At 72.4% G+C, this 23,087-nt stretch carries 19 protein-coding genes and 2 tRNA genes; 15 read left to right on the top strand and 6 right to left on the bottom strand.

Annotated features, from left to right (window positions below):
* Nucleotides 1–2,007 carry a hypothetical protein gene (locus R2D22_RS24710; protein ID WP_318106856.1) on the bottom strand — a complete coding sequence of 669 codons (2,007 nt, stop codon included), beginning with the start codon at nucleotides 2,005–2,007 and terminating at the stop codon, nucleotides 1–3.
* Between the two features lie 229 nt (nucleotides 2,008–2,236).
* On the opposite strand from R2D22_RS24710, the gene proB reads away from it, so the two are divergent.
* The 5 genes from proB to R2D22_RS24735 all read left to right on the top strand — a co-directional run bounded on the left by proB (nucleotide 2,237) and on the right by R2D22_RS24735 (nucleotide 7,239).
* Nucleotides 2,237–3,364 carry a glutamate 5-kinase gene (proB, locus tag R2D22_RS24715; RefSeq protein ID WP_318106857.1) on the top strand — a complete coding sequence of 376 codons (1,128 nt, stop codon included), beginning with the start codon at nucleotides 2,237–2,239 and terminating at the stop codon, nucleotides 3,362–3,364.
* Nucleotides 3,365–3,506: 142 nt separating this feature from the next.
* The gene (locus R2D22_RS24720) at nucleotides 3,507–3,995 is read left to right on the top strand and encodes a hypothetical protein (protein WP_318106858.1); all 489 of its coding nucleotides are present in this window, start codon (nucleotides 3,507–3,509) and stop codon (nucleotides 3,993–3,995) included.
* A gap of 100 nt (nucleotides 3,996–4,095) precedes the next feature.
* Nucleotides 4,096–5,379 (top strand): glutamate-5-semialdehyde dehydrogenase, encoded by a 1,284-nt coding sequence (locus R2D22_RS24725; protein WP_318106859.1) that lies wholly within the window; start codon nucleotides 4,096–4,098, stop codon nucleotides 5,377–5,379.
* Nucleotides 5,380–5,456: 77 nt separating this feature from the next.
* Nucleotides 5,457–6,080 carry an SCO2584 family spore wall biosynthesis protein gene (locus R2D22_RS24730; protein ID WP_318106860.1) on the top strand — a complete coding sequence of 208 codons (624 nt, stop codon included), beginning with the start codon at nucleotides 5,457–5,459 and terminating at the stop codon, nucleotides 6,078–6,080.
* A 73-nt stretch (nucleotides 6,081–6,153) separates the two neighbouring features.
* Nucleotides 6,154–7,239 (top strand): SCO2583 family membrane protein, encoded by a 1,086-nt coding sequence (locus R2D22_RS24735; RefSeq protein ID WP_318106861.1) that lies wholly within the window; start codon nucleotides 6,154–6,156, stop codon nucleotides 7,237–7,239.
* Here the strand turns inward: R2D22_RS24735 and R2D22_RS24740 are convergent.
* Complete coding sequence (locus R2D22_RS24740; protein ID WP_318106862.1) at nucleotides 7,236–8,339, bottom strand: M48 family metallopeptidase; 1,104 nt, start codon at nucleotides 8,337–8,339, stop codon at nucleotides 7,236–7,238. The two genes, R2D22_RS24735 and R2D22_RS24740, sit on opposite strands and share 4 nt — an antisense overlap.
* A gap of 244 nt (nucleotides 8,340–8,583) precedes the next feature.
* Between R2D22_RS24740 and R2D22_RS24745 the strand changes: the two genes are divergently transcribed.
* The 6 genes from R2D22_RS24745 (at nucleotide 8,584) to R2D22_RS24770 (ending at nucleotide 12,554) form a co-directional block, all read left to right on the top strand.
* Nucleotides 8,584–8,745, top strand: a complete 162-nt coding sequence (locus R2D22_RS24745) for a hypothetical protein (protein WP_318106863.1) — start codon at nucleotides 8,584–8,586, stop codon at nucleotides 8,743–8,745.
* A gap of 53 nt (nucleotides 8,746–8,798) precedes the next feature.
* A complete protein-coding gene (gene nadD / locus R2D22_RS24750) occupies nucleotides 8,799–9,416 on the top strand; it encodes a nicotinate-nucleotide adenylyltransferase (RefSeq protein WP_318106864.1) in 618 nt (205 codons plus the stop codon).
* A gap of 19 nt (nucleotides 9,417–9,435) precedes the next feature.
* Entirely contained in the window at nucleotides 9,436–11,136 is a 1,701-nt protein-coding gene (locus R2D22_RS24755; protein WP_318106865.1) for an LCP family protein, read from the top strand.
* A 128-nt stretch (nucleotides 11,137–11,264) separates the two neighbouring features.
* The gene (gene rsfS, locus R2D22_RS24760; protein WP_318106866.1) at nucleotides 11,265–11,702 is read left to right on the top strand and encodes a ribosome silencing factor; all 438 of its coding nucleotides are present in this window, start codon (nucleotides 11,265–11,267) and stop codon (nucleotides 11,700–11,702) included.
* On the top strand, nucleotides 11,699–12,352 hold the full coding sequence (locus R2D22_RS24765) for a histidine phosphatase family protein (protein WP_318109965.1): 654 nt from the start codon (nucleotides 11,699–11,701) through the stop codon (nucleotides 12,350–12,352). Before rsfS ends, R2D22_RS24765 begins: the two co-directional genes overlap by 4 nt.
* A 129-nt stretch (nucleotides 12,353–12,481) precedes the next feature.
* Nucleotides 12,482–12,554, top strand: a tRNA-Ala gene (locus R2D22_RS24770).
* Between the two features lie 22 nt (nucleotides 12,555–12,576).
* Here R2D22_RS24770 and R2D22_RS24775 read toward each other — a convergent pair.
* Nucleotides 12,577–13,473, bottom strand: coding sequence for a helix-turn-helix transcriptional regulator (locus tag R2D22_RS24775; RefSeq protein ID WP_318106867.1), 897 nt, complete (start codon nucleotides 13,471–13,473; stop codon nucleotides 12,577–12,579).
* A gap of 111 nt (nucleotides 13,474–13,584) precedes the next feature.
* Here R2D22_RS24775 and R2D22_RS24780 point away from each other — a divergent pair, with 111 nt between their 5' ends.
* Nucleotides 13,585–15,018 (top strand): MFS transporter, encoded by a 1,434-nt coding sequence (locus tag R2D22_RS24780; RefSeq protein WP_318106868.1) that lies wholly within the window; start codon nucleotides 13,585–13,587, stop codon nucleotides 15,016–15,018.
* 311 nt (nucleotides 15,019–15,329) lie between these two features.
* Nucleotides 15,330–15,503: a hypothetical protein gene (locus R2D22_RS24785; RefSeq protein WP_018846673.1), complete on the top strand. Its 174-nt coding sequence runs from the start codon at nucleotides 15,330–15,332 to the stop codon at nucleotides 15,501–15,503.
* Here the strand turns inward: R2D22_RS24785 and R2D22_RS24790 are convergent.
* Entirely contained in the window at nucleotides 15,472–16,683 is a 1,212-nt protein-coding gene (locus R2D22_RS24790) for a glycosyltransferase 87 family protein (protein WP_318106869.1), read from the bottom strand. The genes R2D22_RS24785 and R2D22_RS24790 overlap by 32 nt on opposite strands.
* A gap of 121 nt (nucleotides 16,684–16,804) precedes the next feature.
* On the opposite strand from R2D22_RS24790, the gene R2D22_RS24795 reads away from it, so the two are divergent.
* Nucleotides 16,805–16,877: transfer RNA gene (locus R2D22_RS24795), tRNA-Ala, on the top strand.
* Between the two features lie 77 nt (nucleotides 16,878–16,954).
* Here the strand turns inward: R2D22_RS24795 and R2D22_RS24800 are convergent.
* Both R2D22_RS24800 and R2D22_RS24805 read right to left on the bottom strand, forming a co-directional pair.
* Nucleotides 16,955–18,529 carry an NADH-ubiquinone oxidoreductase-F iron-sulfur binding region domain-containing protein gene (locus R2D22_RS24800; protein ID WP_318106870.1) on the bottom strand — a complete coding sequence of 525 codons (1,575 nt, stop codon included), beginning with the start codon at nucleotides 18,527–18,529 and terminating at the stop codon, nucleotides 16,955–16,957.
* Nucleotides 18,526–19,692 carry a hypothetical protein gene (locus R2D22_RS24805; protein ID WP_318106871.1) on the bottom strand — a complete coding sequence of 389 codons (1,167 nt, stop codon included), beginning with the start codon at nucleotides 19,690–19,692 and terminating at the stop codon, nucleotides 18,526–18,528. The genes R2D22_RS24800 and R2D22_RS24805 overlap by 4 nt, the downstream gene beginning before the upstream one ends.
* Nucleotides 19,693–20,149: 457 nt before the next feature.
* On the opposite strand from R2D22_RS24805, the gene leuS reads away from it, so the two are divergent.
* The gene (leuS, locus tag R2D22_RS24810; protein ID WP_318106872.1) at nucleotides 20,150–23,020 is read left to right on the top strand and encodes a leucine--tRNA ligase; all 2,871 of its coding nucleotides are present in this window, start codon (nucleotides 20,150–20,152) and stop codon (nucleotides 23,018–23,020) included.
* Nucleotides 23,021–23,087: the final 67 nt, after the last annotated feature.

Raw genomic sequence — 23,087 nt, forward strand, 5'->3', positions numbered from 1 at the left:
TCAGGTCCTGTCCCGCCGGGCGGCGGCGTCCGGCTCCGTGGCCGTACGCGGCGCCGGCACGGCCGTCCGCGCGCCTCGCGCCGCCGCCCGCCGGGCCAGCGCCTCCACTGCCGCCGCGAACCGGACCGGCGACGGCGGGTCCGCCGGGCCGAGGAGCTGCTCCTTCAGCTCCGCCCGCACCGCCACCAGCCGGTCCTTCGACGGATCCCGCACCGCCTCCAGGAGCGCCGGCACCCCGCGCCCGTCCGGCGTCAGCACCGTCGCCGCGCGGACCGTCGGGAACACCGCCCGGAACTCGTCCTCGGACAGCCCGCCGGTGTTGGCCACCGCGTACGGCTTCCCGCTCGCGAGGAAGTCCGAGACCACCGACGACACGTCGCTGATCAGCAGGTCCGCCCGGTTGAAGCAGGAGTACAGGGCCGGCCGCGCCCCCGTCACCACGCGGTGCTCGCGCGGCCCGAGCGCCGCCCAGTACGCCTCGTCCCACGCCGCCTCCCCGGCGGCGTGCGCCGACGCCCGCCCCGGCTCCGGCACGCCCTGCAGCAGCATCCGCTCCGCGCCGTCCGCCCGCGCCGGGAACGCGCGCCGCTCCTTCGCCGGCCGACGCGCCGCCGTCTCCTTGCCGGCGGCCGGACCGGCCGCGTCCTGCACCAGTCGGCGGATCCGCGCGTCGGCCGCCGCCGCCCGCGGATCGACCGACCCGGTCATCGGGTGCGGCTTGTAGAGCAGCCGTACGCCGGGGTCGGCGAGGAGCGCCCGCACCAGGTTCTCGCCCGCCAGGATCACCGAGGTGTTCCCCGGGTCGTCCGTCCAGCCCTCCCAGGTCGGCGCGTACAGCACCGTCACCGGCCGCCCGGCCGGCGGCCCCGAGTACGGCAGGATCGGCGTCAGCTGCGGCCGGCCGATCTCCACCACGTCGCGGTCGTCCACGCCCACCTCGGCCAGCGCGTACCGCTCGCGCGCCGCCGGACCGGCCACCCACACCTCGTCGTACGCCTTCGCGTACGGATTGCAGCTGGACAGCTTGTCGCTCTCGCCGTGGTTGACGAAGGCGTGCTTGATCGAGGGGATCCGCAGCACCTGCGAGGTCTTGCCCGAGTTCGCCGGGTGGATCAGCACACCGAGCGTGGAGTGTTCGAGGCGCATCAGGTGTGCGACCTTCGGCACGCAGATCACCGGGAGGTCCGTCGCGCCGATCTTCTGCATCATGAACCGCTCGCGGAGCACGATCACCGGCCGGCCGCCCAGCGCGGCCAGCGGCTCCAGCCACATGTTGGCCTGGTACGCGGAGCTGGTGCCGCCCGAGAAGTACATCCCGACCGTCGGCCGGTACTCCGTCAGCCATGCGTCGAACCAAGCCAGCACCTCCGCCTCGCCGGCCGGCCGCCGCCCCGGCAGCAGCCACGCCAGCAACACCGCCAGACCCGTGCCCGCGAGCAGCACGGACAGCGCGACCCCACCCCCGGCCCACCGGCCGTCGCCGGTCAGCGCCGCCGCCACCAGTCCGGCCGTGGCCGGCAGCCCGGAGCCGATCAGCCGCACCCCGGGGTGCCGGGTGAGCAGCGCGGGCGGCGCCGGGCGGAGCCGCAGCGCGGAGGCGTCGATGTTGCGGGTCAGTACCGGCAGCGTGCGGGAGCGGCGCACCTTGGCCACCGCGCCCTGGCAGGCGAAGTACAGCGCGTAGCAGAGCAACAGGCCGTAACAGAGCGGCATATACCGCATCCCCGGGCCGTGCGGCTCCAGGTTCATCAGCCCGGCCACCAGCAGCAGGTCGCGGATCAGCTGGCGCACCATCACATCGGCGCGGGCCTTGGAGAGCACCCGGCTCAGCCGGCGGTGCCGGCGGTTCAGCATCACCTCCAGCGCCAGCCCGGCGGCGGTCGAGGCGGCGAGGACGCGGGCGTCCGGGCCGACGGCCCCGGCGACCTGGCCGGCGAAGGCGACGCCGAGCGCCGCGAGCGGACCGAACCGCCGGCGTGACCGGCGGAAACGTACGAGAGAGGGCACGGCGGGTCTCCTGGGGACGGGACCGGTGGGGGACCGGGCAAGGGTCAAACGAGCCGCGGTGGCCGATTCGCCCGGAACGGGCGGGAAGTTCACCTGAACCGACCCGGCCCGGGCGCGGGGTTTACGCGGCGGGCGGCGACAGAGGGGAGATCCGGGCCGTTGTCCAGCCCCTGTCCAGCGACTGGAATACGGAGGCGACCGCCGCCGCGCCTGGCATAGATTCGGACTTGTGACAGTGGCCAGGCAGTACGTAACGGAAGCCCGCAGGATCGTCGTCAAGGTCGGCTCGTCCTCGCTGACCACCGCCGCGGGCGGCCTCGACGCGGACCGCGTCGACGCCCTCGTCGACGTCCTCTCCAAGGTCCGCAGCGGCGGCGAGAAGGAGATAGTCCTCGTCTCCTCCGGAGCCATCGCGGCCGGCCTCGCTCCGCTCGGACTGACCCGCCGCCCCAAGGACCTGGCCCGGCAGCAGGCCGCCGCCAGCGTCGGCCAGGGGCTGCTCGTCGCCCGCTACACCGCCTCCTTCGCCCGTTACGGCGTCCGCGTCGGCCAGGTGCTCCTCACCACCGACGACACCAGCCGCCGGGCCCACTACCGCAACGCCTACCGGACGCTGGACCAGCTCCTGGAGATGGGCGCCGTACCGGTCGTCAACGAGAACGACACCGTGGCCACCGACGAGATCCGGTTCGGCGACAACGACCGGCTCGCCGCCCTCGTCGCCCACCTCGTCCGCGCCGACCTGCTCGTCCTCCTCTCGGACGTCGACGGGCTCTACGACGGCGACCCGGCCAAGGACGGCAGCTCACGGATCGCCGAGGTCACCGGCCCGGACGACATCGCGCACGTCGAGATCGGCGCGGCCGGCAAGGCCGGCGTCGGCACCGGCGGCATGGTCACCAAGGTCGAGGCCGCCCGGATCGCCGCCGCCGCCGGCATCCCCGTCGTACTCACCTCCGCCAGCCGCGCCGCCGACGCGCTCGCCGGCCGCGACACCGGCACGTACTTCCGCCGCACCGGCCGCCGCTCCGCCGACCGGCTGCTCTGGCTCGCCCACGCCTCCACCCCGCAGGGCTCGCTCACCCTGGACGACGGGGCCGTGCGCGCCGTCGTCGAGGGCCGCAAGTCGCTGCTGCCGGCCGGGATCGCCGCGGTCGACGGCGAGTTCGTCGCCGGCGACCCCGTCGAGCTGCGCGACTCCACCGGCCGCGCCGTCGCCCGCGGCCTGGTCAACTTCGACGCCAAGGAGATCCCCCAGCTGCTCGGCCGCTCCACACGGGAGCTCGCCAAGGAGCTCGGACCGGCCTACGAGCGCGAAGTGGTACACCGGGACGATCTGGTCGTGGTCCGGACCTGAAACGGCTGAAACTCCGGTCATCCGTCGGAGACCTTCACCAAAACCGCCCCACATCCCGTCCAGGACTGGTCAACTTTGTCTCGGGGGCAAGACGAGGCGCGGTACAGCACAGCACCACACGCATCACAACAGGAGGCCGCCGGTGAGACGAGCGCGCCCAGGGGCTCCGCCCCGCGGGACGTCCGAACGCGCCCTGACGAGCGTCGAGACCGGAGCCGACTTCGGTGCGGCGGCGAACGGGACGGACGCGGACGAGTCGCGCGCCGAGCAGCGCGCCGAGGAGCTGGTGGTGTCCAAGCTCTGGCACATCACGCTCAGCGTCTCGGGGCCGGAGGCCCCGCTGAAGGAGGTCAGGCGCGGGCTCGAGCAGCTCGCCCACGACCACCCGTTCCTGCTGACCAGCCGCTACGCCAACGATCACGCCGAGATCCGGTACTGGGAAGAGGCCCGCGACCTGCACGACGCGGCCGCGGTCGCGCTGCGGCTGTGGGGCGAGCACCGGCAGACCGCCAAGCTGCCGCCCTGGGAGATCGTCGGCCTGGAGGTCATCGACCGCGAGACGTACCACCAGCGGATCGCCGAGGGGTACGGTCCGCCGCCCGCCGCACCGGTGGGCGTGCACCCGTTCTGACCTGGCAGACCCGGCCCGACCGGCTCGACCTGTCCAGGGTCATGTCTCGTACTCCGGGATGTACGAGGGGTGTCCGCGGCGGTGCCAGTACCCTGCGGACATGACCTCGCTCACGCCCCTCGACAACCTTTCCCCCGTCGCCCGGGCCGGTTACCGCGCCCGCGCCGCCGCCGCCGAAATCGCGCCACTTCCGCGCGCGGTCAAGGACGACGCCCTGCTGGCGATCGCGGACGCGCTCGAGGTACGGACCGCGGAGATCATCGAGGCCAACGCCGAGGACGTCGCCCGCGCCCGCGAGGCCGGCACCAGCGAGGCCGTCATCGACCGACTCACCCTCACCCCCGAGCGGGTCCGGGCCATCGCCGCCGACGTCCGCGACGTCGCCGCCCTGCCCGACCCCGTCGGCGAGGTCGTCCGCGGCTCGACGCTCCCCAACGGCATCGACCTGCGCCAGGTCCGCGTTCCGCTCGGTGTCGTCGGCATCATCTACGAGGCCCGGCCCAACGTGACCGTCGACGCCGCCGCGCTCTGCCTGAAGTCCGGCAACGCCGTCCTGCTGCGCGGTTCGTCCTCCGCGTACTCCTCCAACACCGCCCTGGTGAAGGTGGTGCGCGACGCCGTCGGCGGCGCCGGGCTGCCCGCCGACGCCGTCCAGCTCGTCCCCGGCGAGTCCCGCGAATCGGTGCGCGAGCTGATGCGCGCCCGCGGCCTCGTCGACGTCCTCATCCCGCGCGGCGGCGCCTCGCTGATCAAGACGGTCGTCGAGGAGTCCACCGTCCCCGTCATCGAGACCGGCACCGGCAACTGCCACGTCTACGTGGACGCCCAGGCCGACCTCGACATGGCCGTCGACATCCTGATCAACTCCAAGGCCCACCGGGTCAGCGTCTGCAACGCCGCCGAGACCCTCCTCGTGCACCAGGACATCGCCGAGGCCTTCCTGCCGCGCGCGCTCGCGGCCCTCGCCGAGGCCGGCGTGACCGTCCACGGCGACGAGCGGGTCCTCGCCCGTGCCGAGGGCACCAAGGCCACGGTCGTCCCCGCCACCCCGGAGGACTGGGAGACCGAGTACCTCTCGTACGACATCGCCGCCGCGGTCGTCGACTCGCTCGACAAGGCGGTGGAGCACATCCGCCTGTGGTCCTCCGGCCACACCGAGGCGATCGTCACCACCTCCCAGGCCGCAGCCCGCCGCTTCACCCAGCTGGTCGACTCCACCACGGTCGCCGTGAACGCCTCCACCCGGTTCACCGACGGTGGTCAGTTCGGCTTCGGCGCCGAGATCGGGATCTCCACGCAGAAGCTGCACGCCCGGGGCCCGATGGGCCTTCCGGAGCTGACCTCCACGAAGTACATCGTCACCGGCGATGGTCACGTACGGTGACCGGATGGGTCCGGATCGAGCAGGGATAGTTCGCACTCTCCCTGCCCAAAAGCACCTCCCAGGTCTACTCTGAATCCGTGCCGGACGACGTGGGGGGCAAGCCGTTCCAGGACGGTGGGGACCCCGAGGACTCTGTCGACCGCGGAGGCGCGGACGAGGACTTCGCCTCCGTGGTGTTCGACGAGGACTTCGTCCGGGCCGCCGAGTTCCACGAGCCCACCGCCGTCGAGCGGCTGCTCGCGGCCGCCCAGGCCCGCGCCGAGGCGGACGCCGCCCGGGCCCGAGCCGGCGGCGGCCCCTCCGAGGACGAGCTCTACGAGGACGGCTACGGCCCCGGCCGCCTCCTCGACCACGACGGCTACGGCGACGAGGACGACGACGATTCCGGGCCGTACGGCCGCCACGGCGGCGCCCTGCGCCCCTACCGGAACTCAGCCCGCTGGCACCGGCCGGTCGCCTGGGTGCTCGCCCTGGTGATGGGCGTCGGCATGGTCGCCCTCGCCTTCACCGCCGTCTACCGGGGCGCCACGGCCAACCGCCAGGACCCCGCCCCGGCCCCGACGACCACCAGCGGGATCGACATCCCGTCCCCGGGCGCCACCTCGGCCGTGGCCCCCGCCGTCGTCCCCACCGCCGTCGGACCCTCGGCCTCCACCCCGTACCCGGGCGCGCCTGTGCCAGCCGTGCCCCCTACGCCCTGAGTCGTGGGCATTCTTCTGAACTTGACGTGTACCTGGGCGTTTACCGAAGCCTCCGCCGACCTACCCTGAAGGTATGGCAGGGAGTGGCGACCCGCCTGAGGGGACACCCGAGGGACTCCCCGGCGGTGGTGAGGACGAGTACCGATCCGTCGTCTTCGACGAGTCGTTCATCCGTGCTGCCCGCCTCCAGGAGTTCTCCGCCCAGGAGCGGATGGGGGAGCACGCCCGCGCCGTGCGCTCCCGGCCCGGGTTCGACTCCGGCCGCCGCTCCAAGCAGCCCCTGCTGCTGGTGCTGCTGATCCTCCTCGCCTTCGGAACCGCCATCTACCTGGGCGTCCGCAACCCGTACCAGCCGCCCGCCGTGCACCGCGCCGAGCCGCTGCGGACCACCATGACCCCGCTGGCCCCCCAGGGCCGCGTACCGGGCGGCGAACCCGCCGAGCTGCTCGCGCACAGCCCCGCCGCCGAGTACCGCACCGGAGCGGCCGGCATCAACCTGCCGCCCGACGTGGGCCGCACCGAACACTTCTCGGAGAGCCAGGTCGTCACCGCGCTGTCGGTGGCCAAGGACTACCTCGTGGCCTCCTCCCTGGACCCGGACGTGCTGGCCGGCTCGACCGCCCGGCCGGTGCGCCTGCTGATCGACCCGGACCAGCTCGCCCAGTTCGACAGCAGCCTCGAATCGCCCCGGACCGACGGCCGGCACGCCCCCGCCGGCTGGCTGGTCCGCTTCGATTCGGCCCGGGAGGCGGTCGTCGGCACCTCCACCCGCGTCCAGGGCACCCTGCACTTCGCGGAGATCGACGCAGGCGTGCTGGAGGTGACCTCGGACCACACCTTCACCTACGCGCTGCGGCCCGCGGTCTCCGGCTCCGGCCCGGCACCCGCCGCCTCGCTGTTCACCGTCCACCGCGAGGTGCAGTTCCGGTTCGACCGCGAGGACCTGCGGATGCACCGTGCGGAGCTGCTGACCAGCCGCGTCGAGGCCGGCCCGCAGGCCTGCGTCCCGGACTCCCGCGGCACGCTGCGGCCCCTGCTGGCCGGGGAGCAGGCGCCCGGCACGGGCGCCCCCGCCGTCACCGACCCGTACGCCGTCGGCGAGAACACCGTCGCACCGCTCTGCGGCACCCTCTCCCCGAAGGCCCAGCCCGTGCTCTAGCTCTCCGCCTTGCCGGTGTCCTCGGTGCCGGCGCCGGTGCCGTTGCCGGTGCTGCCGTCCTTGCCACCGAACCGGCTGCGGAGCCTGCCGCTCAGGTCGCCCGCGAGGTCGCCCGCGCCGCCCGCTATGTCGCCGACCAGCTTCATCAGCGGATCCTTGCTCGTCCGCACCGACTCGGCGTAGTGCCCGGCCGACTCGCGGAACGAGTCGGTCACCGAGGTGTCCTTGTCCTCCGAGCGCTTCGGGTAGTGGCCGTCCATGATCCGCTGGTAGTCGCGGGTCTCCGCCCACTTCTTCAGCTCCGCCGCCCGCACCGTGGTGAAGGGGTGCGTGCGCGGCAGGACGTTCAGGATCTTCAGCACGGAGTCCCGCAGGTCGCCCCCGGCCTCGTACTCCTCTGCCTGCGCCAGGAACGCGTCCACGTTCATCTCGTGCAGGTGGTTGCCGCCGGCGATCTTCATCAGACCCCGCATCGACGCCTGGAGGTCCTGGCCCACCAGGAGCCCCGCCCGGTCCGCGGAGAGCTCCGACTTGCGGAACCACTCCCGCAGCGCGGTGACGATGGCCATGATCGCCATGTTGCCCAGTGGGATCCAGGCGATCTTCACCGCCAGGGTCGTCAGGAAGAGCAGGATCGTGCGGTACACCGCGTGGCCGGAGAGGGCGTGACCCACCTCGTGGCCCACGACGGCCCGCATCTCCTCCTCGTCGAGCAGTTCCACCAGGCCGGTGGTCACGACGATGATCGGCTCGTCGAGCCCGATGCACATCGCGTTGGGCTTCGGGTCCTGCGTGACGTACATCGGGGGGATCTTCTCCAGGTCCAGGATGTAACAGGCGTCCCGCAGCATGTCGTTGAGGTGCGTGAACTGCGCGTCACTCACCCGCACGGAGTCCGAGAGGAAGAGGAGCCGCAGGCTGCGCTCGGGCAGCAGCCCGCTGAGCGTCTTGAAGACCGTGTCGAAGCCGCTGAGCTTGCGGAGCGCGACCAGAGCCGACCGGTCCGCGGGGTGTTCGTACGCCCGCGAGGAGATGTCCGGGAAGCGCCTGCGCTGCCTGCTCGGAACCTTCCCCTGCGTGCTGTCCGTGTCGTCGGTCATGGATGCCCCCTGTTCGTACGAGATCTCGCTCGTCCCCCTGACGGACCCCAGCCTAGGTCCTGGCCCCACGGTCCGCCGGAGCCTGTGGACAACCCCGGCGCTGTGGATGAACCGGGCGTGCGAGGTGCCGCCACGGTGACGACGACTACGACAACGACTGAGTCGGCGTGAGCGTGCCCGGAGCGCCCGCATACGATGTGCGCGAAGTCTCGCTCCCATCCCCGATCGATTGGTCCTGCCGAAGATGAGCCTGCACAGCACCGCCCTCAACCTGGTCAGCCTCGCGGAGGGCGCCGAGCACGGCGGCAACCACGACAGCCTGAACCCGTACGTGACCGGCGGCGGCGCCCTCCTCGCGCTGCTCCTGCTGCTGTGGATCACCACCCGCTTCAACCGCGACCGCTGATCCGGCCGACCGCCCGGAGGGAGCGCGCCGTCGTGCCAGTAGGCTCTGCACGCATGGGAGAGCAGGAAGTGCCTACTGGCCGCGGCAAGCGCCGCCTCGGTGTGATGGGCGGGACGTTCGACCCGATCCACCACGGACACCTGGTGGCCGCCAGTGAGGTGGCCGCCCTGTTCCACCTCGACGAGGTGGTGTTCGTGCCGACCGGGGAGCCGTGGCAGAAGAGCCACAAGGCGGTGTCGGCGCCCGAGGACCGCTATCTGATGACGGTCATCGCGACGGCGTCGAACCCGCAGTTCTCGGTCAGCCGCATCGACATCGACCGCGGCGGACCGACGTACACGATCGACACGCTGCGGGATCTGAGCGCGCTCAACGCCGACGCGGACCTGTTCTTCATCACCGGCGCCGACGCGCTCTCCCAGATCCTCACCTGGCGCGACGCCGAGGAGCTCTTCGGGCTCGCCCACTTCATCGGCGTCACCCGGCCGGGCCACGACCTGACCGACGACGGCCTGCCGAAGGGCGGGGTCTCGCTCGTCGAGGTGCCCGCCCTCGCGATCTCCTCCACGGATTGCCGGGGGAGAGTCGCGCAGGGGGATCCGGTCTGGTACCTGGTGCCGGACGGTGTGGTGCGCTACATCGACAAGCGCCAGTTGTACCGCGGCGAGTGAGCCTCGGAGAGGGGCACCGGTGAACGATCAGCAGAGTCCGTACGACCCGTACTACCCGCAGCCGCAGATCATCGGTTACGACGCGTACGGGCAGCCGGTGTACCAGCAGACGCACCAGCCACCGCAGTCGCAGCAGGCCCAGGGGTACGACTACGACCCGTACGCCCAGCAGCAGCCCCAGCAGCCGCAGGGGTACGGCTACGACCCCTACGCGCAGCAGCAACAGCAGCAGCCCGCGCCGCCGCAGCAGGCGCCGTACGACCCCTACGGTCAGCAGGCCCCGCAGGCCCCTCCGCAGGGCAGGCAGCAGCCCTACGACCCGTACGGTCACCAGCAGCCACAGGCGCAGCAGCAGCCTTACCGGCCCGCGCCGCCCGCGGCCCCGGTGGCCGCGCCCGCCGGCGTCCCGGGCCAGCGCCGCGGCGCCCCGGAGGGTCCCGGCGGCGAGGACCGCGACTACCGCACCGAGCAGTTCTCGTTCATCGAGGAGCCGGACGAGGACTCCGAGGACGTCATCGACTGGCTCAAGTTCACCGAGAGCCGGTCGGAGCGGCGCGAGGAGGCCCGGCGCCGCGGCCGCAACCGGATCGTCGCGCTGGTCGTCGTCCTCGCCCTCGTCGCCATCGGCGGCGTCGGCTACCTGTGGTCGGCCGGCAAGCTCCCGGGCCTCGGCGAGTCGGGGGAACGCCCGCAGAACACCGCGACGGGCCCGCAGCAGCGGGACGTGATCGTCGTCCATCTGCACAACACCCAGAAGGGCGGCACGTCCACCGCGCTGCTCGTCGACAACACCACCACCAAACAGGGCACCACCGTCCTGCTGCCGAACGCGCTCACCGTCGCCGACGACGAGGGCTCCGCGACCACGCTCGGCAAGTCCGTCGAGGACGACGGCTCCACCGGCACCCGCGAGGCCATCGGCAACCTACTCGGCACCAAGATCACCGGCACCTGGCGGCTCGACACCCCCTTCCTGGAGAGGCTCGTCGAGCTGGTCGGCAACATCGACATCACCACCGACGCGGACGTCCCCGGTGAGAAGAAGGGCGAGGCGCCGCTGGTCAAGCGCGGCGAGAACCAGACCCTGAACGGCCGGGCCGCCGTCGCCTACGCCACGTACCGCGGCGCCGGCGAGGCCGAGGCCAAGCAGCTCCAGCGCTTCGGCCAGGTCATGTACGGAGTGCTGCGCAAGATGTCGGGCGACCCGAAGGCCGCCACGATGACCGTCGAGACGCTGGCGCAGATCCTCGACCCGTCTCTGCCGGAGAAGGACCTCGGGGCCTCGCTCGCCAAGCTCGCCGAGCACGCCAAGGGCGGCGACTACAAGACGGCGCTGCTGCCGGTCGGCCAGGACGGCGCGCTCAGCGAGTCCGCGAGCGGCGGCGTGGTCAAGGACATCCTCGGCGGCAAGGTCAGCGCCCCCGAGCAGGGCGCGGCGGTCCGTGTCGCGATCCGCAACGGCAGCGGCAACCCGGACGCCACCGAGGCCGCCCGGATCGTGCTGATCAACGGCGGCTACGCGTTCCTCGGCGGCGCCAAGGCCGACCGTGAGTCGAAGTCGCAGGTCGTCTACAAGGACGAGCTCCACAAGGCCGCCGCCGCGGAGGTCGCCAAGACCCTGGGGCTGCCGGCCGGCTCGGTGAAGAAGGGCACGACCGCCGGAAGCGCCGACGTCACCGTCGTCCTGGGCAGCGACTACAAGGTCAAGGGCGGATCCTGAGCCGCGCGCCCCGGTGGGGCCGGTCCCCGAAGGACCGGCCCCACCGGGGCGTGACGTAATGGCTTTCCGGGGTGTCGGCGGTCCGTGAGACCCTGGATGTGTTCCCGACCACCGACGAAAGCCTGCTTGTGACCGCCACGGACCGCTCCATCGAGCTCGTCAGCGCCGCCGCCCAGGCGGCGGCCGACCGCCTCGCGCACGACATCATCGCGTACGACGTCAGCGATGTGCTGTCGATCACCGACGCCTTCCTGCTCGCCTCCGCACCCAACGACCGCCAGGTCAAGTCGATCGTCGACGAGATCGAGGAGCGCCTCAACAAGGACCTCGGCGCCAAGCCGGTCCGCCGGGAGGGCGACCGCGACGCCCGCTGGATCCTCCTGGACTACGTCGACATCGTCGTCCACGTCCAGCACAGCGAGGAGCGGGTCTTCTACGCCCTGGAGCGGCTCTGGAAGGACTGCCCCGAGCTGCCCCTGCCCGAGGACGCCCTCAAGACCCGCGGCAAGGCCGCCGAGCACGCCGCGCTGACCGGCGCCGACGAGACGGACGGTGAGCTGAGCTGAGCGCCGCCAAGCCCGGCACCGGCCGCAGGATCGTCCTCTGGCGGCACGGCCAGACCTCCTGGAACCTGGAGCGCCGCTTCCAGGGCTCCACGGACATCGAGCTGACGGAGACCGGCGTCGCCCAGGCGCGCCGTGCCGCCCGGCTGCTCGCCGCCCTGAAGCCGGACGCGATCGTCGCATCCGACCTGAAGCGCGCGGCGGCCACGGCGGCCGAGCTGGCCGCGCTCACCGGCCATCAGGTCGCCCACGACTCCGCGCTCCGCGAGACCTACGCGGGGGAGTGGCAGGGCCTGACGCACGACGAGATCGTCGCGCGGTACGGCGAGCAGTACGCCGCCTGGAAGCGCGGCGAGCCCGTGCGCCGGGGCGGCGGCGAGCTGGAGACCGAGGTCGCCGACCGCGCCGCACCGGTGGTCCTGGAGCACGCCGAGAAGCTGCCCGAGGACGGCACGCTCGTCGTCGTCAGCCACGGCGGCACGATCCGCACCACGATCGGCCGGCTGCTCGAGCTGGAGGCCCGCCACTGGGAGAGCCTGGGCGGGCTGTCCAACTGCTGCTGGTCGGTGCTCGGCGAGGGCGCCCGCGGCTGGCGGCTCCTGGAGCACAACGCCGGCACGCTGCCCGAGCCGGTCCTCGGCGACGACGACTGACCGCCGGTCGCCCCGGCGGGAAGCCGCCCGGACAACCCCCGGGAGATCTGCCCGGACCCGGATTTCACTTTCCGGCAGGTCACAGGCTAAAGTTCTTCTTGTTCGCAGCGCGGAGCGCGAAGAACACGAGGGGCTATAGCTCAGTTGGTAGAGCGCCTGCATGGCATGCAGGAGGTCAGGAGTTCAATTCTCCTTAGCTCCACAGTCACCGAATCCCGTCCCCGTCAGGGGGCGGGATTCGTCGTTTCCGCCGTCGTCCCCGCCTCGCTCCCCGCCCTGCTCTCCGCCTCGCTCGGGCAGAGCAGGGCCATCGCCCGCCGGCTGCGGTCGTCGTTCGGCGTGTACGCCACGATCCGGCACTCCGGCATCCCGTTGACGCTCAGCGAGACCGACGTCATCCGCAGCTCGCCCACGGCGTCGTGACGGAAGGTCTTCACCCGGGCCCCGGGCGGCACCACGTCGCCGCTCGCCCACAGCCGGGCGAACTCCGGGCTCGCCTCCGACAGTCGCCGCACGAACGTCTCCCAGGCGGGCTCGCCCACGTGCCGCCCGTACGAGCCCCGGAACTGGGCCACCATCAGCGGGAGCTCCTGCTCCCGGTTCACCAGCGGGCAGCGCGCCTCCTGCACCGTGAACAGCGTCCACAGGACGTTGCGCACCCCGAAGAGTTCGTGCTCCGGCGTCATGAAGAGCGTCCGGTACGCGCCGTTGGTCGCGAGGATGTCGTACCGGCCGTTGTAGATCACCGCGGGGTGCGGGTGCAGGGCGTCGAGGATGCCCTGGAGCTCCGGACCGACCGTCTGGACCCCGTCCTCGCTGTCGGGCGCGTACGCCACCTCGGCCAGGTGGTAGAGGTGCTCCCGCTCCGGCGGGTCGAGACGCAGGGTGCGCGCCACCGCGTCGAGCACCTGCGACGAGGCGTTGATCGGCCGGCCCTGCTCCAGCCACGTGTACCAGGTGACGCCGACGCCGGAGAGCTGGGCGACCTCCTCGCGGCGCAGCCCGGGCGTCCGCCGGCGTAAGCCGGGCGGCATCCCCACGTCCTGCGGTGTCACCCGGGCCCGGCGGCTGCGCAGGAACGCCGCCAGCTCCGGCCTGCGGCGTTGTGTCGGTGCTGCCATGGTCGTCACACCCCCATCGTCGAGGAGCCGTACCGCCGTTGCCAGGTACTGTCACCACCAGTATCGGCGGGCTCTCGTTACCCGTACCGGACCGGCGGCACGCTGACTGTCATGACGACGACCACCTCACGTCCCGTACTCAGTAAAGCCGGTGGCACCGACAACCGGTCCGGGCTGCTGCTCGGAGTCGTGCTCGCCGCGCAGTTCATGGCACTCCTCGACGTCTTCATCGTGAATGTCGCCGCGCCCACGATCCGCACCGAACTCGCCGCGTCCGGGGCGGGACTTCAGCTGATCGTGGCCGGGTACACCATCGCGTACGCGGTGCTGCTGATCACCGGCGCCCGGCTCGGCGACCGCATCGGGCACCGCCGGATGTACCTGGTCGGCCTGGCGCTCTTCACCGCCGCCTCGCTCGCCTGCGGACTGGCCGCGGAGACCGGCCAGTTGATCGCCTTCCGGGTGGTCCAGGGCGCCGGCTCGGCGCTGATGATCCCGCAGGTGCTGAGTCTGATCCAGCGCAACTTCACCGGCGAGGGGCGGCTGCGTGCCCTCGGCGCGTACGCCGCGGTCCTCGCGACCGGGGCCGCGGCCGGTCAGGTCGCCGGCGGAATCCTGGTCAGCGCCGACCTGTTCGGGGCGAGCTGGCGGCCGGTCTTCCTGGTCAACGTGCCCATCGGGCTCGTGCTGCTGGTGCTCGGGGTGCGCGTGCTGCCCCGCGACGAGCGTGCCGACGCCGGCCGGGCCCGCCCGCTCGACCTGCCCGGCCTGGTCCTGCTCGCCGTCTCCGTCTCGCTGTTGACCGTCCCGCTGGTCCTGGGGCAGGAGCAGGACTGGCCCCTGTGGTCCTGGCTCTCCCTCGCCGCCTCCGTGGCCGTCTTCGCGGTGTTCTTCGCCCACGAGTCCCGGCTCGCGGGCCGGGGCGGCGCCCCTCTGGTCGCCCCGCGGGTGCTGCGCAGCCCGGGGATGGGGCGGGCGGTGCTGCGGATCGCCGTGGCGATGGCCGTCAACGCGGGCTTTCTGTTCACCCTCACCCTGCACGTCCAGGGCGGGCTCGGGTTCAGCGCCCTGCGCGCCGGGCTGACGTTCGCGCCGACCGCGGTCGTGTTCGGCGCGGTCGGGCTCACGTGGCGGCGCTGGCCGGCCTCCTGGCAGCGGTTCCTGGTCCCGGGCGGCTTCGCGCTCACAGCGGCCGGAACGCTCGCCGTGGGGTGGGTGCTGGGCGACGGTTCGACCGGTGGGGCGGGGCTGTACGTGGCCTTTGCCGCCGTCGGCGCGGGCCTCTCGCTGGCCTTCAGCCCCGCGCTGACCGGCGCACTCGCCACCGTACGGCCCGAGGACGCGGCCGACGCCAGCGGTCTGCTGGCCACCGTGACCCAGCTCGGACAGCTGGTAGGCGTCGCGACGTTCGGCACGCTCTTCCTGAACCGGCTGGACGCGCCGGGTCCGCACGCCTCCGCCGACGCGCTGTGGATCTGCGCCCTCGCGCTCTGCTTCGCGTCGATCTTGGGCGCGATCGGTGGTCTGGTCCGCCGACGCCGCTGACCCCCTTGCGGGGCCATGGCAGAATCGGACCGCCGGAGGGGGACGACGGTCCGGGCGGGAGGGAATGTGCGATGGCCGCGAGCAGTTCCGGGCAGACGGATGATCTGCTCGCCGCGGCGGAGTACCGTGCGGAGACCCGCGCTCCCCTCCACTGTCCGTCGTGCGGGTCGTCCCATGTCGCCCAGGTTCTCGGCGACAACGGCGGAGTGTCCTACGTGTGCACGGCCTGCGGCCACAGCTGGAGCTGAGTGATGGGTGCCCACAGGCGGAAGTGCGACTGGTGCGGCAGCGGTACGCCCATCGTCAGGGACATGGACCCGGTCAACCCCGAGTACCAGTACTGGTGCGAGGAGTGCGCGCGGGCGCTGATCATAAAGGGCGACCCCATCGAGACCTACCGGGAACTCGAGGGGGAGCCGATCTACGGGCGGCTGCTCGACGAGCACTGCACGCTCAAGCGGTTCTACTCCTTCGCCACCGCGTGAGCGCGTATCCCGCGAGCAGTCCCGTCGCCACCAGCGGGTAGACCCCGGACAGCAGCATCTGCCCGGCGTTCTGGTCCAGTTCGGGACGGCCCGGGTCGTGCGGCACCCACCACAGGGCGAACGACGCGAAGGCCAGCGCCACCACGGCCACCGGCCAGACCGCGCCGACCCGGTCCGCGAGCAGGATCAGCAGCGGCACGCACCACACCCAGTGGTGCGACCACGAGATCGGACTGATCATGAGGGCGGTCAGCGCGCACACCACCACCGCGAGCGCCTTGTCACCGCGCAGCGCCGCCCGCACCGCGAGGGTCATCGCCACCACCCCGAGGAACGCGGCGGACACCGCCCACCACATGCCCGGGTCGTCGGTGTGCATCAGCCGGGCCAGCACCCCGCGCAGCGACTGGTTCGCGGTCTCCTCCGCGAAGCCCACGCGCCCGGTCTCGAACAGCGTCTCGGTCCAGAACCGCTTCGAGTCGTGCGGCAGGATCAGGGCGCTGACCAGCGTCGTCCCGAGGAACACCGCCGTGGCCGTCGCCGCCTGGCGCAGCCAGTGGTTCCAGCCCGCCTCCCGCAGCCGGAACAGGCCCACCGCGAGCAGCAGCACCGCGAACAGCCCCGGGGTGAGTTTCACCGCGGCGGCCAGACCGATGCCCACGCCGGCCCACCGGTTCCCCTCGCGCCGGGTCAGGTCCCAGAGCACCGCGACCGCGATGAGCAGGTTGATCTGCCCGTACCGCAGCGTCGTCCACACCGGCTCGCACCACACGAGGACGGCGGCCGCCCAGAACGTCGCCTTCCACTGCGCGGTCCGGGACCGGCCGGGCGTCACCAGCCGCAGCGACATATGGACCAGTGCCACCAGGAGCAGCAGGTTCCCGGCCGTGGCCAGGGTGCGCATCTCCGGGACGCCGACGAGTGTCAGCGGGGTGAACAGCAGACCCGCGAAGGGCGGGTACGTCATGGCGAGGTTCGCCGAGGTGGCGCGCATCGCGTACAGGTCCCCGCCGGCCCGTACCGTCTCGCCCTCGGCCCGGTAGACCATCAGGTCGAGCATCGACACATGGGCGGCGCGCTGCGCGGCCCAGAAGGCTATGAGCGAGAACAGGCAGGCCGTCGCGGCGGTGGCCAGGGGCCAGCGCCGGACGCGGGATGCGGCGATCACGGTCACGGTCACAGAGGGCGACCCTACCGGCCGCCGTCCGGACCTCCGGGAAACCGATTTGGTGATCCCACGGGGAGCCGGTTAATGTTCTGTCTGTCGCCGCGAGGGAAACCAAGACGGAGACGCAGAGCAAGGGGCTATAGCTCAGTTGGTAGAGCGCCTGCATGGCATGCAGGAGGTCAGGAGTTCAATTCTCCTTAGCTCCACAGAAGAAGAAGCGGGTCATCCGGATCGGATGGCCCGCTTCTTCGTGTGTCACGTCACACCTCGGGCTGCGGAGGGGTCAACCCCGGCCGCTGCCCAGCGCCTTGCGGTTCGACGCCGGCAGCACGGGCCGCTCCTGCGGGGCCTGCTCCACCCGGAGCGCCAGCGCGGGACAGCGGCGCACCGCGCGCTGCGCCCGCCCGCGCAGATGCACCGGCACCGAGGCGTCGGCGAGCGCCGGGTAGCCGTCCGGGCCCAGCCGGATCAGCTCGGGCACGATGTCCGCGCACAGCCCGTGGCCCTGGCAGAGCGTCCAGTCCACCGCCAGCTTCTCGCCGCTCGGGATCGACTCCTCCGCATCCTGGTAGCCGGGCGCGGGCAGCGGCAGCACCCCGATCGTGGGACGGCCGCAGCCGCCGTCCAGGACATGCGCGGCAAGATCGTCCGTGAACGCGGACAGGGTCGACGCGAAGAACCGGGCCGAGCCGTCGGGGTGCTTGCACGCGCCACGGCCCTTCACGGCCTGGGTGACCTCGCGCAGCGCCTCCAGGGCCGCCGGTCCGCCGCCGTTCAGCACGTCCGACAGTCCGCCGGCCGCCGCCGGCAGGCCGAGCCGGCAGGGGCCGCACTGGCCCGCCGTCTCGGCGGCCAGCCAGTTCGCCACCCGCAGCGACTCGCCCAGCGGGCAGGTCTCCGGGCCGATCGGCAGGATCGCGCCCGCGCCCAGCGCGCCGCCGACGGCCGCCAGGGACTCCCGCGACACCACGGCGTTGTGCACGGCCACGGAGTCGATCCAGTTGCCGTGGTACCCGCCGGTGAGCACGCCCTGCGGCAGCGGCGGGGCGCCCGCGAGCTGGAGCACGTACCGCAGCGGTACGCCGGTGGGCACCTCGACCACCATCGGGCGGGCGACGGCCCCCGAGATCGTCAGCAGGACCGTCCCGGGCTCGGTGTCGAGGCCGGTGCTGCCGTAGCGGCGCGGGCCGACCCGGGCGGCGACGGCGAGCTGCGCGAAGGTCTCCGCGTTGGACAGCAGCGTCGGAGCGCCGCCGACGCCCGACTCGGCGGCCCGCTCGCGGCGCCCCGCCGGCAGCGCCGGGCCGCCGCCCGCCGCGCGGATCACCGCCGACGCCTCGCCGGACACCATCCGCTCCGGGGTGCGCACCACGCGGGCGCGCAGCGGCTGGCCGCGCCGGTCGGACAACCCGCGCTCGGCGAGGGCGGCCCGGACCGAGATCTCCGTCGAGTTGCGGGTGACGGCCACGATCAGTGTGCGCGCGCCGAGCGCCTCGGCGGCGAGCAGGGCGCCGTCCAGGATGAGGTGCGGGGCGCGGTTGAGCATGACGGTGTCCTTGCGGCAGGCGGGCTCGCCCTCACTGCCGTTGATCACCACGACCGGCCGGACACCGCGCCGGATCGCGGCCTGCGCCACGGACCGCAGTTTGCGGCCGAACGGGAAGCCCGCGCCGCCGCGGCCGCGCAGGGATATGTCGTCCGCGAGCTGGGCGAGCCGCTCGCCGTTCATCGGTTCGAGCGGGCCGTGCACCTTCAGGTGCATGGCCAGGTCGAGCCGCTCCACCAGGTCGAAGCCCTGGGTGAGCTGGGGAAGGCCGACGACACGGACTTCGGGGACGTCGGGGAGCGGGGCGTTCACGGGCGGTCTCCTGCGGGTGCGGTCCAGGGCTCGCCCGGGGCGGGGCGGCCGAGCGGGCCGGGCACGGGTTCGGCGGGGTTGGCGTAGGCCGGCGGCGGGGGAGAGGGGGCGGGCCAGTGGCCGGGTCGGGGCGCGGGGTCGGGGACGATCGGCAGCTCCTCGGTCATGGGCACGCGCTCGGCGAGCGGGAGGTCCGACACGGCCCGGTACGCGGCGGAGAAGCCGCCGGTCGGAGCGGGCGAGGGAGCGGCGGCCGGGGCGGACGCGGTCAGCCGGGGACGGGTCCGGACCGTCGTGGTGTCGAGCGAGGCCGGGCGGGCCCCCTGCTCCCGGCGGACCTCACTTGTGTACGGGGTCGCGTACGGGGGTGTGTACGAGGCCGCGTACGGCTCCGGGGAGGCGTTTCCGTACCGCTCCGTGAAGGCCCGCAGAGGGCCCTGTGCGGCGCCCGAGCTGTACGGCTCGGGTTCGGCCTCCCGGCTCGCTTCGCGGGGCTCCTCGGGGCGCTCCTCGCGGAGCCCGGTCAGTGCCAGGAGGCGGTCGGCCAGCCGCTGCCGCGTCGGAGCGGGCAGCATGCGCAGGGCGACGGCGGTGGCGACCCCGGCCAGGGACAGGCAGTACATGACCACCACCCAGGTCGCGGGGGCGCGTCCGGCGTACAGGCCGTGGACCAGCGCGCAGCACCAGGCCGGGTACGCCAGCATGTGCAGTGGCCGCCAGCGGGCGGCGATCCGGCCCCGGCCGGCCAGGGCGCTGCGCAGGGCCCCGGTCGAGGCGGCGACGATCATGAGCAGGCCGGCCAGCGAGCCGAAGCCGATCAGGCCCTCGGTGCCGGTGACACCGAGCCCGAAGGGGATGAACGCGCCGAGCGGCTCCACGTGTCCGAGGGAGACCTTGACCGTGCCGTGCAGCAGCAGGAAGCCGAGCGAGGCGACCGCGGTCGCGCGGTGGATGCCCTGGGCCAGCAGCCGCTGCCGGGTTGTGAGCAGCAGCCGGTCGGTGGCTATCAGGCCCCAGGCCACGGACGCGGTGAGCGACACGAGGGAGAGCACGCCGGTGGTGAAGTCGAGCGCGGCGCGGAAGCCGTCTCCGCCGCCCACGGCGAGGAGCGGAATGACGACCAGCGCCGCGACCGAAACTCCGCCCTGAACCGGCCGGCTCATACCGGCTTTCGGCCCGGGCGATGAACGGATCTTGCGATGAGGGTTCATGGGGGCGACTCCGAATGGTGCGGATAAGCGGTCCCGTTGCCGCATGCTAAGTCGCTCCATACCGACGGGTAGGTGGTTTGCGGGTTTACACCTGGCTATCGCGCAAACTGACTCTGGGGTTGCCCTGGATAGGGGCGATACGCGGAGTAACCCGGGCGGCCGGGACTCCCGGGCCGCCCTCTGCGGCCGCTGGGCGGAACAGCGGTGCGGCCCGATCGGGCCCTGCGGTACCCTGACGCCATGCGTGCCGTACGCCTTCTGCTTAGCGAGCCGCGCTGATCAGTCCCGACGGATGAAAGATCCGGTCGGAATCGGCGCGGCGTCCCCTCCTGTGCGAGGGGATTTTTCATTTCGTGGCAGTGCAGTTCGCGGGCAGTGGGCAGAGACGATCGATGGAGCTTCAAGGATCATGAGCGAGATGAATTCGGCTGCCGAGACGGCGGCCCCGCATCGGTATACGGCGGCCATGGCCGCCGACATCGAGGCACGCTGGCAGGACTTCTGGGACGCCGAGGGCACCTACGAGGCGCCGAACCCGACGGGTGACCTGGCCGGGGACCCGGCGGTCGTCGCCCGCCCCAAGAAGTTCATCATGGACATGTTCCCGTACCCCTCCGGTGCGGGTCTGCACGTCGGTCACCCGCTGGGCTACATCGCCACGGACGTGTACGCGCGGCACCAGCGCATGACCGGCCACAACGTGCTGCACACCCTGGGCTTCGACGCCTTCGGCCTGCCGGCGGAGCAGTACGCCGTGCAGACCGGCACGCACCCCCGCGTGTCCACCGAGGCCAACATGGACAACATGAAGGTCCAGCTGCGCCGGCTGGGCCTGGGTCACGACAAGCGCCGGTCCTTCGCCACGATCGAGCCGGACTACTACAAGTGGACCCAGTGGATCTTCCTGCAGATCTTCAACGCCTGGTACGACGACGAGGCGAAGAAGGCCCGCCCGATCGCCGAGCTGGTCGAGCAGTTCGAGAACGGCACCCGTGACGTCCCCGGCGGTCGCGACTGGGCCGCGCTGAGCGCCGTCGAGAAGGCCGACGTCCTGGGCGAGTACCGCCTGGCGTACACCTCCGACGCGCCGGTCAACTGGTGCCCCGGCCTGGGCACCGTGCTGGCCAACGAGGAGGTCACCGCCGACGGCCGCTCCGAGCGCGGCAACTTCCCGGTCTTCAAGGCCAAGCTGCGCCAGTGGAACATGCGCATCACCGCCTACGCGGACCGCCTGCTGGACGACCTGGACGGCCTGGACTGGCCCGAGGCCATCAAGCTGCAGCAGCGCAACTGGATCGGCCGCTCCGAGGGCGCCCGCGTCGACTTCGCCGTCGGCGACGACGCGATCACCGTCTTCACCACCCGTCAGGACACCCTGTTCGGCGCCACCTACATGGTGCTGGCCCCCGAGCACGACCTGGTCGAGAAGATCACTCCGGCCGCCTGGCCCGAGGGCACCCACGACGTGTGGACCGGCGGTCACGCCACTCCGGCCGAGGCCGTCGCCGCGTACCGCAAGCAGGCCGCCTCGAAGTCCGACGTCGAGCGGCAGGCCGAGGCCAAGGACAAGACCGGCGTCTTCACCGGCGCGTACGCGACCAACCCGGTCAGCGGCGAGCAGGTCCCCGTCTTCATCGCCGACTACGTGCTGATGGGCTACGGCACCGGCGCGATCATGGCCGTGCCCTGTGGCGACCAGCGCGACTTCGAGTTCGCGCGCGCCTTCGAGCTGCCGATCCGGTGTGTCGTCGAGCCGACCGACGGCCGCGGCACGGACACGTCGACGTGGGAGAACGCCTTCGTGTCGTACGACGCGAAGCTGATCAACTCCGCCAACGGCGAGATCTCCCTGGACGGCCTGGGCGTCGTCGAGGCCAAGGAGAAGATCACCGCCTGGCTGACCGACCGCGGCATCGGCGAGGGCACCGTCAACTTCCGGCTGCGCGACTGGCTGTTCAGCCGGCAGCGCTACTGGGGCGAGCCCTTCCCGATCGTCTACGACGAGGACGGCGTCGCACACGCGCTGCCCGAGTCGATGCTGCCCCTGGAGCTGCCGGAGGTCGACGACTACTCGCCGCGCACCTTCGACCCGGACGACGCCGACACGCGCCCCGAGCCGCCGCTGTCCCGCAACCAGGACTGGGTCAACGTCACCCTGGACCTGGGCGACGGCCCCAAGAAGTACCGCCGCGAGACCAACACCATGCCCAACTGGGCCGGTTCCTGCTGGTACGAGCTGCGCTACCTGGACCCGAACAACTCCGAGAAGCTGGTCGACCCGACCGTCGAGCAGTACTGGATGGGTCCGCGCGAGGGCATGCCCACCGGCGGCGTCGACCTGTACGTCGGCGGCGCCGAGCACGCCGTGCTGCACCTGCTGTACGCGCGGTTCTGGTCCAAGATGCTGTTCGACCTGGGCTACGTCTCCTCGGCCGAGCCGTTCCACAAGCTGTTCAACCAGGGCATGATCCAGGCCTTCGTCTACCGGGACGCGCGCGGCATCGCCGTGCCCGCGGCCGAGGTCGAGGAGCGCGACGGCGGCTTCTGGTACGAGGGCGAGAAGGTCAGCCGCGTCCTGGGCAAGATGGGCAAGTCCCTGAAGAACGCCGTCACGCCGGACGAGATCTGTGCCGAGTACGGCGCGGACACCCTGCGCCTGTACGAGATGGCGATGGGCCCGCTGGACGTCTCCCGCCCGTGGGACACCCGCGCGGTGGTCGGCCAGTACCGGCTGCTGCAGCGGCTGTGGCGCAACATCGTCGACGAGGCGACCGGCGAGGCCACCGTCGTGGACACCGCCGACGCCGACATCGACGCCGACACGCTGCGCGCGCTGCACAAGGCGATCGACGGCGTCTCGCAGGACATGGCCGCGATGCGCTTCAACACCGCCATCGCCAAGGTCACCGAGCTGAACAACCACCTGACCAAGGTGGGCGGCCCGCTGGCCCGGTCGGTCGCCGAGCGCCTGGTACTGCTGGTCGCGCCGCTGGCCCCGCACATCGCCGAGGAGCTGTGGCGCCGGCTGGGCCGCACCGAGTCGGTCGTCCACCAGGACTTCCCGGTGGCCGACCCGGCGTACGTCGTGGACGAGACCGTGACCTGCGTCGTGCAGATCAAGGGCAAGGTCAAGGCCCGCCTGGAGGTCTCGCCGTCGATCACCGACGCCGAGCTGGAGACGCTGGCGCTGGCCGACCCGGCCGTCGTCGCGGCGCTGGGCGACGCGCAGATCCGCAAGGTGATCGTGCGCGCGCCGAAGCTGGTCAACATCGTGGCGTAGCGGTCGTAGCACGACCCCGGCGCCCGCTCCCGGGCGGGCCCCGGGCGGCCCGGGCGGCACCGGGTTT

Source organism: Streptomyces sp. HUAS YS2, from assembly GCF_033343995.1.
Classification (GTDB): Bacteria; Actinomycetota; Actinomycetes; order Streptomycetales; family Streptomycetaceae; genus Streptomyces; species Streptomyces solicathayae.